Source organism: Rhodococcus sp. 24CO (assembly GCF_050586165.1).
In the GTDB taxonomy this organism is placed as follows: Bacteria; Actinomycetota; Actinomycetes; order Mycobacteriales; family Mycobacteriaceae; genus Rhodococcus_F.
On the sequence record NZ_JAZFNF010000001.1, the window covers coordinates 672,940 to 687,740 of the forward strand.

15 protein-coding genes are annotated in these 14,801 nt (G+C 58.6%); 10 read left to right on the forward strand and 5 right to left on the reverse strand.

Annotated features, from left to right (window positions below):
- Nucleotides 1-956: 956 nt before the first annotated feature.
- A complete protein-coding gene (locus tag V2B23_RS03155) occupies nt 957-1,184 on the reverse strand; it encodes a hypothetical protein (RefSeq protein ID WP_430948974.1) in 228 nt (75 codons plus the stop codon).
- 89 nt (nt 1,185-1,273) lie between these two features.
- On the opposite strand from V2B23_RS03155, the gene V2B23_RS03160 reads away from it, so the two are divergent.
- From V2B23_RS03160 to V2B23_RS03185, 6 genes are all read left to right on the forward strand, one after another.
- Entirely contained in the window at nt 1,274-3,343 is a 2,070-nt protein-coding gene (locus V2B23_RS03160) for a glycosyltransferase (protein ID WP_430948975.1), read from the forward strand.
- 28 nt (nt 3,344-3,371) lie between these two features.
- Nucleotides 3,372-3,641, forward strand: coding sequence for a PqqD family protein (locus V2B23_RS03165; protein WP_430948976.1), 270 nt, complete (start codon nt 3,372-3,374; stop codon nt 3,639-3,641).
- Nucleotides 3,642-3,649: 8 nt separating this feature from the next.
- Nucleotides 3,650-4,525, forward strand: a complete 876-nt coding sequence (locus V2B23_RS03170; RefSeq protein ID WP_430948977.1) for a hypothetical protein — start codon at nt 3,650-3,652, stop codon at nt 4,523-4,525.
- The gene (locus V2B23_RS03175) at nt 4,504-5,640 is read left to right on the forward strand and encodes a nucleotidyltransferase family protein (protein WP_430948978.1); all 1,137 of its coding nucleotides are present in this window, start codon (nt 4,504-4,506) and stop codon (nt 5,638-5,640) included. Before V2B23_RS03170 ends, V2B23_RS03175 begins: the two co-directional genes overlap by 22 nt.
- A gap of 223 nt (nt 5,641-5,863) precedes the next feature.
- Nucleotides 5,864-6,262 (forward strand): hypothetical protein, encoded by a 399-nt coding sequence (locus V2B23_RS03180; RefSeq protein WP_430948979.1) that lies wholly within the window; start codon nt 5,864-5,866, stop codon nt 6,260-6,262.
- Between the two features lie 347 nt (nt 6,263-6,609).
- Nucleotides 6,610-7,368, forward strand: a complete 759-nt coding sequence (locus V2B23_RS03185) for an ArsR/SmtB family transcription factor (RefSeq protein WP_430949177.1) — start codon at nt 6,610-6,612, stop codon at nt 7,366-7,368.
- Between the two features lie 709 nt (nt 7,369-8,077).
- Here V2B23_RS03185 and V2B23_RS03190 read toward each other — a convergent pair.
- Nucleotides 8,078-8,551: an alpha/beta fold hydrolase gene (locus V2B23_RS03190; protein ID WP_430948980.1), complete on the reverse strand. Its 474-nt coding sequence runs from the start codon at nt 8,549-8,551 to the stop codon at nt 8,078-8,080.
- A 335-nt stretch (nt 8,552-8,886) separates the two neighbouring features.
- Here V2B23_RS03190 and V2B23_RS03195 point away from each other — a divergent pair, with 335 nt between their 5' ends.
- Nucleotides 8,887-9,330 carry a MarR family winged helix-turn-helix transcriptional regulator gene (locus V2B23_RS03195; RefSeq protein ID WP_430948981.1) on the forward strand — a complete coding sequence of 148 codons (444 nt, stop codon included), beginning with the start codon at nt 8,887-8,889 and terminating at the stop codon, nt 9,328-9,330.
- 12 nt (nt 9,331-9,342) lie between these two features.
- Here V2B23_RS03195 and V2B23_RS03200 read toward each other — a convergent pair whose 3' ends face one another.
- Entirely contained in the window at nt 9,343-10,365 is a 1,023-nt protein-coding gene (locus V2B23_RS03200; protein WP_430948982.1) for a hypothetical protein, read from the reverse strand.
- Between the two features lie 106 nt (nt 10,366-10,471).
- On the opposite strand from V2B23_RS03200, the gene V2B23_RS03205 reads away from it, so the two are divergent.
- From V2B23_RS03205 to V2B23_RS03215, 3 genes are all read left to right on the forward strand, one after another.
- Nucleotides 10,472-10,930 carry a helix-turn-helix domain-containing protein gene (locus tag V2B23_RS03205; protein WP_430948983.1) on the forward strand — a complete coding sequence of 153 codons (459 nt, stop codon included), beginning with the start codon at nt 10,472-10,474 and terminating at the stop codon, nt 10,928-10,930.
- Between the two features lie 351 nt (nt 10,931-11,281).
- A complete protein-coding gene (locus V2B23_RS03210; protein ID WP_430948984.1) occupies nt 11,282-11,422 on the forward strand; it encodes a hypothetical protein in 141 nt (46 codons plus the stop codon).
- Nucleotides 11,423-12,033: 611 nt separating this feature from the next.
- Nucleotides 12,034-13,002: a GGDEF domain-containing protein gene (locus tag V2B23_RS03215; RefSeq protein ID WP_430948985.1), complete on the forward strand. Its 969-nt coding sequence runs from the start codon at nt 12,034-12,036 to the stop codon at nt 13,000-13,002.
- Between the two features lie 19 nt (nt 13,003-13,021).
- Here V2B23_RS03215 and V2B23_RS03220 read toward each other — a convergent pair whose 3' ends face one another.
- Together V2B23_RS03220 and V2B23_RS03225 are read right to left on the reverse strand one after the other, a co-directional pair.
- Nucleotides 13,022-13,465, reverse strand: a complete 444-nt coding sequence (locus tag V2B23_RS03220) for a DUF5709 domain-containing protein (RefSeq protein WP_430948986.1) — start codon at nt 13,463-13,465, stop codon at nt 13,022-13,024.
- 48 nt (nt 13,466-13,513) lie between these two features.
- Entirely contained in the window at nt 13,514-14,704 is a 1,191-nt protein-coding gene (locus tag V2B23_RS03225) for a lipase family protein (protein ID WP_430949178.1), read from the reverse strand.
- Nucleotides 14,705-14,801 lie beyond the last annotated feature (97 nt).

Sequence of the window (14,801 nt, forward strand, 5' to 3'; positions counted from 1 at the left end):
GATGAACAGGGCGATACAGCCGCCTACGAAAACCAAGATCGACAACGCGACAGACGCGTACCCGACGCCCACACCAATTGCTGCCAAGTCCATGTGCTGACCCTCTCCTCTCATGCCAAAAGTTGGCTCGATCACATCACGGTACTGATGTGCCGTGGATCTGTTGGCATAACCCCTCTCCGGCGCGCCGGAAAGGGGTGTGAACTACGGGTTCCGGCTACGGTCCGACTGGCAGCGCGGATCGCGACGGGCCAGCTACGACATCAACGGATCAGTTATCGCTTTCGGTTACCAAGGAAAATTGCCAAAAGTATGCCGATCTCGCGGATGTGGGCGTCCCCAGCGACTCGGTGTGCAGAACTCGTGAACTGAAGCGCGCTACATGTGACCTTCAATCGGCGCCCGAGTCGGCGCGCGTTCAAACATGCAGGTGTAGACGACTCTGATGCGAAACTGGTTATGTAAGGCAATAATTCGTGAATCTGAGGTTTTATGTGACAGCCGAATCGGTGTACGGGAAGCTCCTGATCGCTAAATCGGATAATTGCGACATTGGACGATCTGGGAGTTGGTTCGGTAATCGAACTGAAACCCGCAGGGAGATTGAAGGAGTTAGCTGAATTCGACCAAAATCAGCGTTTCGGGTCGGTTTGTTCGCTATATGGATGCTAGCTTTGTCGCAAACAGGTCGATTGAGCGTGAATGAGTGAATTCGGGAGGACACCCGTGGGTGGCGATGCTTTTCAGACTGTTCCGGTAGGTCGACGGGAATTCGTGAAAACTGTACTTGCAGCTTCTGCGGTCACGGTTCCGGTAGTGACATCCATCAGCCTGGGTGGTGCTGCGCCGGCATTTGCATCAGGTGACACACCGAACTTGTCGGGTTTGCCGAATCGAGGGCAGCAGGGGCAGAACGGTCAGGGTAGCCAGCCGAGTCAGGGCGATAGCGGATCTGGTCAGCCCGGCAGTTCCGGGTCGTCGGGATCTTCGGGTAGCTCTGGTTCTTCGGGATCGTCAGGTAGTTCCGGATCTTCCGGCTCATCGGGATCCAGTTCCGGTAGCTCGGGATCATCGGGGAGTTCTTCGGGTTCGGGCGGAACAACAACCACCACGGTTCCGACGGAACCCACCACCCCGGCGGGACCCACTAACCCCACCGAGCCGACTGATCCAACAGTTCCCACTGATCCAACGGACTCTACAAACCCGACAGAACCCACAGACCCCACTGACCCGACCTGATCCTTGTCGATAACGAGGGACTACGCACACGATGAGTGAGTTCGATGCCGCGCTGCACCGCGCTCTGAAGAAACTTCAGAGCGCGGGCACCGTGACGGTGAAGGAGACACCGCCTCACGGGAAACCAGTGGATCTGACGATTGCCATTGCGACGTACGACGATTTCGACGGCGCGTATTTCACGATCCACTCGATACTGACTCACCATCGTGAAGTCCTCGATCGAGTCGAGTTCGTGTTGTTGGATAATTTCCCCGAGGGGTTGCCGGCGCCGATGCTCGAATCGTTCGCAAAGTATGTGGACCGGTTCCGCTACATTCCGTTCACGGAGGTGCGTTCGACGGCAGTTCGGGATGTGCTGTTCCGCAAGGCAACTGGGAAGTACGTGTTGGTGCTCGACTCGCATGTGATCTTGGCCCCTGGGTCGTTGGCTTCGCTTCTGGCCTATTTCGATGCGCATCCGGACACTGATGATCTGATCCAGGGCCCGATGCTGTCGCAGGACTCCTCACACATCGCGGCCACACACATGGAGCCGGTCTGGCGGCGCGGGATGTTCGGCGCCTGGGGTGTAGATCCGCGGGCGAAGGAGAAACCCGACGTTCCATTCGAGATCCCCATGCAAGGTTTGGGGTCGTTTGCGTGTCGACGCGAAGCGTGGCCCGGACTGAACTCGCACTTCACAGGCTTTGGTGGTGAAGAGGGCTACATCCACGAAAAATTCCGGATCAACGGCGGAAAAGTGATGTGCCTGCCGTCATTCGGCTGGTTGCACCGGTTCGAACGCCCTGCCGGGGTCCCGTATCGCATCAACTGGGACGATCGGATTCACAACTACCTTCTCGGTTGGCAGGAGATCGGTTGGGATGTCGAGTCCGTACACCGTCAGTTCTCCAAACATCTGGGCAACTCGTATCCGAGCATTCGTGAGCGTGCCGAACGGAGCGTGCAGAAGCCTGAGCTGATCTTCGGTGGTGTGCTCGTCCTGAGTGACGATCGCCGCGTCGCGCCATGGCGATCGTGCCTCGCCGAGGCCGAATCGGTCGATGTGGCAGTGCACCGAGTCGTGCCCGTGGAGGAGGTCGAGGATCCGTGGCGGCCGGCGAGTGCGTTTGTCGCAGGAATCGACAAGGCGATTCTGTTGGGCTGGACGTCCGTGGTCTTCCTTGCGGAAGACCACGTCATCGACGGTGCACTGCCATACAAACTCCGAAACGTAATGATCGATCTCGCCGACGACGTCGATTGTGCAGTTGTCCACGGACCCGAAGCCGACTTGTCCGGTGCGGTGTTGATCGTGCGCAATAGTGCCTACGAGCGTTTGCACGACGGACTGTCCGAGTTCACCAACGGTGTGGGTGCGGGTGAATTCTCCTTGCCCGCTTGGCTCGTTGCTGAGGGAGCGAGCGATGTAACGCTGAGACACGATCCGGCACGCAGTCGGGTTACTTCCGGCGATGATTCGGTGGCCACCATGGGAGTGGCCCTGGTAAATCTCGATACAGATCGTGAAAGCTGGTCGCACTCGTGGCGGAAGTTCAATCGACACGCGAATATCGCTGGGGTAGAGAGAATTTCGGCGTACGAGGACCGCGCGAACCCGGCAATCGGATTTGCGGTCTCCTGGCGTCGTGCCATCACACGGGCAGCAGAGAAAGAATGGGGTTCGGTTCTCGTCGCGGCCGACAATCTCGATCTGCTCGATGTGTCGTCGTCGATACTCGACGCAGCACGCACTGAACTCGACAATCTCGAGTGGGACGTGGTGCATCTCGGCCATGACCCGAAATCGCAGGACGGCGCCCTATTTGGTGATTCGTCGCTGATTCGCGTTAGCGCGGAAAACCGTGGAGTGCATGCGGTACTTGTGAATTCTCGTGCGTTCGAAGCGATTCTTGCCGCCATTCCCGATCGTGAATCGCAATCCGCCGAGTTTGCGCAGTGGGCTGGTCGATATCGTTCCCTCGCCGAGTTTGTAGTGGATGCCGGCGCTTCGGGCATGCTGACCTGTCTGTCGTTGTCGCCAGGTATCGCCACCAATCGGACCTTGCTCCGGTCAGGCGCACTCGAATCCGAATACTCACGACGCTTCACCCTCTGATTACCAAACACATCCACGGGAGGCTCCCTTGACATTGCTCGTAGACACCCGGCCCCAGCGTGCACGCAGCGTAGAAAGCAATGACCTCGCTGACGGAGTTGTCCTCTACGACAGCTCCAGCGAGGTTGCGCATCACCTCAATCCTGTTGCGACCCTGGTATGGGAACTGTGCGACGGCCGGACTGTCGGAGACATAGTCGACGCCGTTGCTGAAGTCCTCGAAATCCCCACTGCTGAAGCGCAATCCGTGGTCAATGAAACATACGGACAGCTGAACACGTCACGGTTGTTGGTGTGAGGTCCTAGGTGACGGCAGGCGATGCGGAGAACATCCGTTCGCAGTACCTGTGGGTCGACGCACACGTCACGGGCACTGCTGTTCCCGAAGTTCGCGTCGTTGAACACAAGATTTCCAGCCCGTGGTCTGCGAACCACCGGGTAGACGCGCACGTTGTGCCCAGTGAATCGCTGTCAGGGCGATGGGATGTGACCATCCTTTCCACGATCGATGCGGCCCGTGAAAACTTGGTCGGGCTCGACGGTCTGCATGCCGCCGAAAGTATCTATCGCACCGTGCACCGCGATGTCATGACCGCGGCTCGCGTCGAGGAGTGGACGCGCCTGCACGCTGCTTTGGTGGATTGTGGCGGTGTGCGGGTGGCGATTGCCGGCCACTCGGGGGCCGGGAAGACCACGCTGGCACTGGCGCTCGCTCTGAAGGGCGCGCAGCTTCACGCGGACGAGGGCATCTTCATCCGAGGTGAGGACGCTGTCGGCCTACCGCGTCGTGTCCATGTCAAGGTGGGCACGTTCGATGTGTTGCCCGAGATCAGCAGCCGTGAGCTTCTGCATCTGCCGTATGAACCCTCGGTGTGGGCACTTGACCCGACCTCACTGCCGACGCCACCTGACGTTGTGGCCGGGTTGCGGGGGATCGATGTGCTGTTGATCCTCGAGGGGTGGAGTGACACGACGCGGGTTGTGCCTATGCCTGCCTCTTCGGCCTTGCAATCGTTGGCCGAACAATCCGCATTGTGGTCAGACGATCACCGGCTGACGCTCCGTAATATCGCAGCGCTGTTGTCGAATACGGCGTGCTTCAGTTTGACTCGCCAGCACCTGGATTCCGGGATCGCGGCCGTCGAGGATTTGGTGGCGTCGTGCGTGACACGCAGTATCTGATCGCGATGCTCGACGCCGAGGATGGTGCTGAGGTCATTCGTTCATGTAGTGATGACGACTGGCCGCGGCTTATCGACGTTGCCGCGCGGCACAGGGCGCTACCGCTACTCGCTGCTGCAGCTGTCGACGCTGGGTTCGCCTCGATCCTGTCGCCAAGTTTTGCAACGATGCTGGCAACATCGACAGCCGACGTATCAAGTCCACAATTGACACTGAGCCTCGTGCACCATCGCAATACGCTGCGAATCGCCGATCTGGAATCTCAGCGGGCTGAACTTCAGGAGATGCTGCGAGATAGGGGGTTTCCCACTGTTGCACTCAAAGGCGCGGCGTTACTCGAACGCAACATCTGGCCCACTCCCGCGGCGCGGCGGATGACCGACATAGATCTGCTTGTCGTGGACCTTGCTCACGCGGTCCCTGCCAACGACGCGATCATCGACTACGGCTACCGCATGGTGCGCGCCGACGAGGTATCCGCGGATTCCATCGATCACGACGACCATCAGGAACCAGCGCTGCTTCGAGACGATCGACACGGTTCCGTCGAAATCCATTCGCACCTACTGCCGCGCTTTGCGCGACATGCGCTCACACGAGAGCGTGCGGTGCAGAACGTCGTGTCGTCGGCCGGCGCCAACCTTGCGCTGGATGATGTTGCACTGCACGTTATCGCCCATGCCCGCCTTGCCGACCGGGCACTGGTACGCGCCGACCTCGCATTGAACAGTGTTTTCGACGTCGGATATCTGCTCGCGTATGACCCGTCGCTCGGCTCCGCGTTGTCGAGTCGCCCGATGCAGCGTGACGTTCGCCGTGCCGTGGACGTGCAATTGGCAGCCGTGGAATCAGTCTTCGGCACAAGCATTGTCGGCGTTACGGCGTCGGCACGTCTGTGGTGGCGATGGACGCTGTGGTTGGCGGATCACCCGCGCCTGCACTCGCTGTACCGCGATCTGGTCATGGTTCCGTTGTTCCTCGATCGTGATCGACTCTCGATCAGGGCAGGACAGGAGTTGCACGGAATTTCTCTGGTGCGCGCCCGACTGACGTATTTCACCCGCCGCGCGCGGACCGCACTCGCCGACGCGCAGCGCACGTCGGCGCTTGCCTAGGCGAGCTTTCTCGTCAGTCATGTACGGCAGCACAGTGAGACCTGCGTTCGGGAGGAGTCGAAACCTAATTCCTTACAGTCGCTTCTCATTAGGCAGCGGACCACTTCGTGCTGAACTACCGCGCGATGACGTGAATGTCCGTTATCTTCCTCTGTAGTGGATGCAATCTCGTGGCTGCTCCGCGTTGCGTGCACGGCTGCTGTCACAACAAAGGAGTACATCTGTGAATGGTCTCGAAATGCCCGTTCGTTGGTCCCGGACCGCCGCGGTGCTTGGAGCCGGCGCACTCGCCGTCGCGATCACCCTCGGCAGTGCAGTTGGTACCGCGTCAGCCGATAGTCCGGTCACCGACTTCGGCAGTGTCTCGTTTTCGGTGACCAACACTGCCGACAACACCATCTACGACATCAATGCTGTCCTCAACCTCCCGACCGGCACACTCCCGATAGGGGTGATGGTCCCGCCTATCGGTGCGCGCGCCTCGGCCCCTCAAGCGGTCAACGACTCCCTGGTGGGCGGCTCGTTGGAGTTCGTGGACTTCGTTCTGGGTTTCGTTCTGGCTGCGGGCAATTTCTCTTTAACGCCCAGCAACTTCGGATCACCCGGGAGTTCGGGGTGGTAAACCAGCCCCGACGCACATAGTAGGGGATTCGTTCCTGTCAACAACTGAATACCGTCTGCGGGCCAGCGATCCAATCTCGCTGGCCCGCAGACGTTTGTGCCTACCAAGGAAGGTCTCCAATGATCAATCAGGCGGGTACAGGTCGATGAACGTACGAGATTGGAAGATTCAAGCTCGAAACACTCTGCAGGAATACAGGTTTGATCCGGAGGCGCTCGTGGATCTAGCCAAGCCCGACGCGGCAACGCGACAAGTTCGCAGAAGTTCGAACTCGTTGGTCTGTTGCACAACGCTGGACATGCAGGTATTTGCCTGCATATTATGTGTCCATGGCGTCATCTACCGACCTGGTTTTCAAAGCACTGGCGGATCCAACGCGCAGGTTCCTTCTCGACTGCCTGCGCGAAGACAATGGTCAGACACTGGGGGAGTTATGCGAGCGCGTGACGATGACACGCCAGTCGGCAACCCAACACCTAGCCGTGCTCGAGGCGGCAAATCTGGTGAGCCACGTACGCCATGGTCGAGAGAAGCGTCATTATCTCAATCCTGTTCCGCTCGAGGAGATTCGCGAACGATGGATTGACACTTTCGAACACTCGCGACTTCATGCGCTGAGTGCAATCAAACGACATGCGGAGGCAGAAATGAGCGTCAAGCCCACCTACAAGTACGTCACCTACATCGAGAGCACGCCGGAAGCGGTGTGGCGAGCACTCACCGACGCGGACATCACAGCGGCGTATTGGGGGCACCAGAACGTTTCGGACTGGAATGTTGGATCCTCGTGGGAACACCGCCGCAACGATGGTTCCGGTGTCGCTGATGTCGTGGGCACTGTCATCGAAAGTGAAGCGCCGAACCGACTCGTCACGTCTTGGGCGTCTCCTGACAATCCCAGCGAGGACACCACCTCTCGGGTGACTTACACAATCGAACCGTACGGCTCGATTGTTCGACTCACGGTGGTGCACGAAAACCTCGCCGACGAGGATGCACACAACAGCATTTCCCGGGGTTGGCCGGCAGTTCTCTCCAACCTCAAGTCCCTGCTCGAGACCGGGCATGTCCTTCCCGACACACCGTGGGAGATGCCGGCCAACTGACGGACAACCCGGCTGGTTCACGGGGAAGGGGAGGGTCTCGTGAACCAGCCGCCGGCAAGTCCACGAGAGTGATTGGGGTAGTGTCGTGCAGCACCCAGGGGGGAGTGACAGTCGGTCCAATTCCGAGAAAACCCATGTGATAGTGCGGTTTTCGATCGCAGTTGGCTGATCAAACAAGACAGCTCGCCAAAAATGGAGTCTTGTCGTTCGCTTCCCTGTTCCGATTGCCTAAAATCAGTCGTCGACGGAACAACGTAATTTTCCGAATCTAGGTGGTCAATTAAGCACCAGGCACTGCCACACAGATAGCCGCACACCTCACCCCACCACAAAACAAGTCGGGCAAAACGCTAAGACAACAGGGGTTCGACCTGTCACGATGTCGCATGTATGACGAACCCTTGTGCGTGAACACCTGCTGCGATGGAATTGAGGAAGCTGGATCCGGGGGAGAGCGCTCCCGGCAGATTCGTTTCCTGACGTCAGGTGTGGAGAGGTGCGCACCTTCGGAAAGTTCGTTGCAATCGGTGAGACCTATGCAAAATATCGAGATCGCACGGATCGTGATCTGCGAATCTTTGCACTTGCCCCACGGTGAGAAGCGCAGGACTAGCACTTACTAACTAGGACCTAAGTGCAGAGCACAGAGCGGAATTTAGCTCGTCTGCCGGCACCATCGGAAGTCCATGGTGTGTCGCCGAAGCGAGAATCAAAGGCTCAGTGTGGGGGAGCGTCGCACGTATCGAAGCTGCAACTTGGCGACTGTCATGAACTTGCTTCGCCCCGCGAGAATGACCGTCGTCTCGACGGAAAATCCCTCTAGCGTCTTCGTGTCGGGGCACTTCGGCACAATCGTCTTCGATTTCGGGAAGTGGGCAGCTCCAAGCGTGAGGAGAGACATGAAGTCCTCGGACAGCGGTGCGGCGTCGGTTTCCCATTCTATGAACGTCCGTTCCCGTTTTTCGTTCGGGCGCAGGAGAATTGGGAGTGCATGCGCCAGGTACTGCATCCTCATGCCGGCGAAGCAAGAATTGGGGTCGATCAATATGAGCCGACCCACTCCGTCGGGATTGTGCAGTGCGTAGGCCAATGCCATCATGGCCCCGTACGAGTGGCCGACAACAAACGGGGGAGTCGACTCCGAGCCCGTCTGTAACGCTCTCCAGCCAGTCGAGCAGGTCATCGACAGTCTTCATCGGTTTGCCGTGTGCGGTACTGCGTCCAGCATCTCCCATCAGATCCACTGCATAGACCCTGTTCCGCGCGCTGAGCGCAGTCACATTGCCAAACCATACAGTTGACGTTGCTCCACCTCCTGGTAGAAGAATGACCGGAGGGCCTGATTCAGGGCCGCACGCATTGATATAAGTTGTGCCGTAATCGGATTCGAACCTGATAGCAGTCGTGTCGTCCGGCCACGCGGACAGTACCGAATCGTATGCAGCGTAGAAGGCCGCACCGATATCGGTTGCCGCGAACTGATCGATCGATGATGCAGGCATTACCAGCGGTCACGAGATGGTGCACCTACTGCGAGCGTTGGTCGTGCAGCTGGATCTGTTCGGTGCGAACTTCGCTGCGCAGCATCAACTTCACTCCACAGATGTGCGAGCGCTGATCAGCCTTCTAGACGCCGAACGTGCGGGACAACCAGCCACGCCGGGATGGCTGGGTCAGCAACTGGGCTTGAACTCCGCGTCGGTAACAGCATTGATCGACCGTATGGACCAACGCGGCCTGGTGGTCCGAGAGCGGGATATGAGTGACCGTCGACGCGTGATCATCGGTGTCACCGACAGTGCCAAGAATCTGGGATGGTCGTTTTTCGGTCCACTGATCGGCCAGGCCATCGACGTCTTGGAATCCTTTTCGCCGACGCACTTGAATACTATCGGCGAGTTCTTGACGAAAATGAGTGCCGCCGTCGAGGTCACCCGAGGATCTCAGGCACCAGGCGATTAGACAGGCGCCCGATTAGACAGGCGCCCAGAGATTCTCGGAGTCCGGACGCCAAGCGGTCATATCGCCGTCGACGGTGATGAAACTAGTGTTCAGCCAGAACGTGGTGTCGGGATTCCAGCCTGCAAGTACGGTGGCACCTGAGTGGTCGGACAGAGGAATCGTGATGCCAGGAGTGGTGAGATACCCGATCATGCTCAGGTGAACTGCGTCGTAGTCGTTGACTACCTTGCTCCAATCCGGAATAAACCAGTCGTGATACTCGCCTGTGGTCTCGTACCAAACAGAACGACGCGATGCCGGCACAGCGAGGGGATAGGTGTCGACGAGGTGTGCCCAGGCCGTGGGGCTGGTGATCTCGTACACCCGAGGTGTTCTGTGGACGCTCACCTGCCACACGTGAGCGAAACCCCATCCTGGGCTGTCCTCAACGAGCATCAACTCGATAGCTCCGAGGACGTCCCGGGCGCGAGTGGTGTCGTAAGCCCCGTTCGCGGCTGGGATCGACCACCATTCACCGCCGATCTGCCTGTCAGGATCTGCTTTCAGACATTCGACAAACGTCGCTTCGTAGTCCAGCGTGTGAGTTCGCCACTGCTCCAGTCCGTCCTGGAACTGTCGGATGTGCAGGGGAGTCACCTCGGGGTCATCGGAACGGTCGAATTTCTGAACCATTCGCTGGTTGAAGTTGTCGACGGGCTCAGCCCACCACTGGGTATGCGGTGATGCCAAGATCGCATGAGCGATGGGTCGGAGAAGCTCGACAACCTGGGGGACCACCAACACGATGTCCTCTTCGTCCGGCGGCTGCCAGTAGCGTGCAAAATCCACGGCATAGGCGAACCGGTCGAGAATTTCGATTTCGGACAATGCCGCGATCGCTCCGACGTCAACGTTCGCAAGGACATCGACTACGTCGCTGAGCGTCCCGGACCGACCGTAACTCGACGCCAACTTGTGCGTGCTGCAGGCGTATCCGATATTTGCACAGAAAAACCGACCACGAGGCGAGCCCAACATCATTGAGGCGGTATCCATGAACCAAAGCTAGTCGCCGGTAACCGAGTAGCCCTGCATGGGCACCCCGGCGCGGCGAACAATCAAATCACGGTTACCTTTCATAGCTTGTGCAGGGAGACATCTGATGGTTGCCACACGGAAGCACAGCGCCGGCAGTTCGACGTCAAAAGCGCGCCATGCGCGCCTACATTTGGTTGCGGATCTCAGCGAGGCTGATGCCAATGCGGTTCGTGCTGCCGCCGACGCACTCATTGACACCGGACTCACTTGCAAACAAGCTGCCCACTTACTGGGCGTGCGGGAGCAGGCCATTACGGCAAAGATTGACGAGGGAAAACTGATCGGCCTCAAGCGCGGACGTGAATGGCGTTTGCCGGCATGGCAATTCATTCCGGATGATGCATCCATTCCACGCTTCGACACGCTGCAAGCTGTGTTTCCAGGTGGGCCCGTGAGCCTGTCCGCTTGGATGAACAAACCCAGTATCGAATTCGACGGACGTACGCCACTGCAGGAAATAGTTGCGCACGGACCTGACGGAGTCGTCGCACATGCGCAGCGCCTCACTGCCGCTGCATGGTGAAATCTCTCGGGTCGCCGGAGCGGCCTATGAGTCCAGGTGGCGTTCTGTGGCGATGGATTCCACCCGGATCAGGACCAGGGGAGCCGTGGCAGGGGTGCCGAATCTATCACCGCGGGACGTACGCGCTGGATGGCGCGACGTTTCGTTCATTTGGACCGCTAAGCAGATTCGATCATCAGACACCGAGTCCGAGTTGCTCGAGGCGCAGAGTCCAGAGCGTCAACTCAGGAATGGGCCCGCGCGATATTCGAAGATCAACCGGCCGGCGATTCCGTCACTGGGATTCATTACCGGACGGCGTGCGGAGACGGTGACGCGCTCGCGTTGTGGGATTGCAGTTCGAAGGTCCGAATGCGGCGCGACGCGCGCGGCAAGATCCTGGACCATCCGCTGCAGCATCCGCCGTTGTTGCGTCGTCTTCAGGTCCAGATGTGGAAACGACGAATCGGCGTCGAGACTGTCTCGGAAGCGTCGTGCTCGATGTGCGCCTGATCCACGGGGAAGGTGCTCCCGACGCCTAGATCCACACTACTTGACATAATGTAGATTATCGGCAAATTGACGACGTGCGGATATCTGGCGGACGACCCGAATAAACAAATTCCCCGTGATGCGTGTCTGTGCCTACACATACACGCGCTCTCATTCCGTCCATGTCTGCGCGACCGACTGGTCTCAGCCCTGCGGAATCAGTTGTCAGCTCAGATTGTCTGGCTCCGCCACGCCCGTGCTCCCGGGCCTATGGCAACTAAACGCCGCCTGGCTCAGGCCTAGGCATATTGACGAGCCTGCGCGGGATTCCGGCCAGCGGTCGGCGACTTCCTGGGTCGGCCTCCCCCAGCTTAATACGTCACAGTGACGTATTAAGCTCTCTGGTTCGTGTTCAGAAAGCTCTAAGAAACTCGATATGCGACTAAACTCGTCGGCATGCCCGAATTTCCGCTCACGAGTTCGCGAGGCCAATCTCCTCAGTGAACCCCATACGAGATGTGGTCGAACGCTGGCTCGCTATGCCTGACCAGTTTGATCGATTTACCCGTTTGCTTCGCGGCAACGGATTCCTCAAAACCACACGAATACTTATCGGCCTCATGGTTTTTTCCATGGGAGTCACTGTCGTGGGAAAACGACTGGGAACGGCATCAGATCAAATAAGCAGCATTCCGCTTGACCTGATCATCGGTGTACTCGCGCTGATAGGCGGATTGGCATACCCGGTATTCACGACTACCAGAAACCGCTCGCTTCAGTTTGTCATCGCGAGTGATGTGTCGATTGCCATTATCGTGCTCACCGAAGCGGATCTTGATCAGCGACTCCTCGGGTCACTGGTGTTCGGGCTGATCGGCACGTATATCGCTTTCTTCCACAACATGCGTGCTCACCTGGTTCACCTGCTGTTTTCGATCACAATCGTCGTCGCAGCATGCTGTGGTGTCTTCACCGAAGAACCGACAACGTTCTTCGATACCTTTGGGCGAATCCTCTTTGCGGTGAGTGTCATCAGCGTCATTCCGTTCCTGACGCAGATTGCGTTGATCCTGCTGAGCAACGACGCACAGGGTTCTGAGCTCGATCCTCTGACAGATCTTCTCAATCGCCGCGGTCTTGCCCGTCGCACAGCGGAGTTGATTCGATCCAAGTCCAGTATCGGCCAGTCATTGTTGGTGGTTGTCATCGACATCGATAATTTCAAGCAATTCAACGACACTTTCGGACATGATGTCGGTGATCGCGTCATCATTCGTACAGCGAATCGATTGACCGCATGGGCGCGAGCAGATGCAGCAATTGCCAGAGTCGGCGGTGACGAATTCATCGTGGTTCAGATCATGCCGCTCTCTGATGTCGGTGATCTGATCTCGCGAATCCACCCCGCAATGAATACACCGATTGTCGAACCACGATCGACTACAAGTATCGGGATCGCAATCCACAATGGCAGTTGGCTGGATTCAGATGCAGAGGAAGCCGGAATCGACGCGCTTCATCGTCTCGCCGATTCCGCGATGTACGAGAGTAAACGACTGGGCGGAAATCACGTCCACACAATCGTGATGACGTCGCCGTAGCCGTCAACCCTCGAACAAGCTAGTCCTCGATGATGTGAATCGCTGCTTCCTCGGCCGAGGCGGCGGCTCCATCGACACCGACGTCCTCGGCTACCAAGTTGCTTTCCTCGTCCTCGTATTGGCCTTCGTCCTCGGCAACAAGGCGTCCTGCGCGGCGTGTGCCCACTTCACGGTCGGGTGGGAATTCCGCTTCGCGGACAGCGTCTTCCGCGTCGCGTTGCTCGAATAGCGGATCCCCCAGCTTCGCCGCAGGGTCAGGTTCTTCTTCGGCAAGACGCTCGTCGAGGGTCTCCCCCGTTTCTGTATCACCGAGGGCATAGGGACGTTCAGGCGGCGAAATCCCCTCGTCGAGGATGTCGTCAACGCCTCGGTCGATCAGAGTGTCTTCGGGTTGTAGTTGGTCGTCGGGATCGAGGCTGTAGTTACCTTCGGCTGCTGCGCCGGTATCGTCCGCATCATTCATGACTTCACGATGCCACCGCGCGCGACATTTGGCCACGGAACGCTCATGTCAGCAGTTACTCGGCGCCGGTCGGCCGGCAAATCGATCTTGCAGATAGTCGACCGCGGCCGGCAGTCCGATAGCTCCTACGGTGAGGTGATCCAGATTGGGGCCCAACACGCTTTGGATGGTGGCGCCTGCTGCGCAGTATCGGGCCATGGTTGCGACAACGGAGTCGACCGGAATGAGATTGTCTGTGGCACTGTGCCATTCGTATACCGGTGCCGTCGGAACTCCGGGATAGAGTTCCACGCTGTTGTCATTCATGACGCTGATGGCGTCAGGGTTGTCCAGCATCGATGTCGACAGCGCTACATCGAGGGCGCTGCGACCGGCTCCGGTGATGAGGAGTTGGGTTGTGCAGGCGTTGGTCAAGTCTGCAGCCAGAGCATGTCCTAGACCGTTGAGTTGGCTGGTAAGCGGTAGTGCGGCCGGATATTCGCGTTCGAGACCCAGTGCAGCCGCAAATGCCAAACCGAACGCGGGGTGAGGATCGCGACCGAGTGCGTTTGCCATCTTGGTGATGTTCATGGGTACACCGCCTTCGGCGACGCCGACGATGTTGATTTCAGGGGCATACGTCGGTGCAAGCGCGGCGGCCCACGCTGTTGCCATACCGCCACCTGAGTAGCCCGCGATTCCGACGGGGCTGGATGTGAGCCCGAGTTCGGGTAATTTCTGCACAGCGCGTATTCCGTCCAGAGTGATCTGTCCGCCGAGGCGGGCGGCGCCGTACGCGCTGGTGGGACCCAGATGGTCGGGAAGTGCCACTGCCCAGCCGCGTTGAAGGGCGATGTTCAGTGCTACGGCTTCACGGTAGGTGCTCCTGGGGTCAGAGCTGTAGAGAGCTCGCGATGGTGCGCATTCAGTGCCCAGTGCGTTGACGATGTGTTGGTACGACAACAGCGGGCCGTCAGGTGCGTGGTTGGGCGGGATTATTACGGTGGTGACGGCGACGATCGGATTATTTGCCGAGTTCAGCGATCTGAAGTTCACTTGCCAGACTGCGGATCCTGGGAAGGTCAAAAGGTCAGGCGCTCGTCGGACGGAGATGGGTGTGCCGACGGGACCGGTGGCGGCTTCGGTTTGTGCGTAGAACGGGTCCGGATCCAGAGAGGCCGGCGCAGCGGATGCTGTTATCGGTGTCGTGGAGAGCGCAAGCACGGTGAGCGCCGTCGCCAGCATCGGTCCAGCAAGCATCCGTCGAGTCGTGAATTTCAATTGTTTCCCCTCTACCTGTTTGTCGAGCAGGCACAAACTCCCCCGTAGGTGCCACTCTGCACCTTAGTGCGTAGTA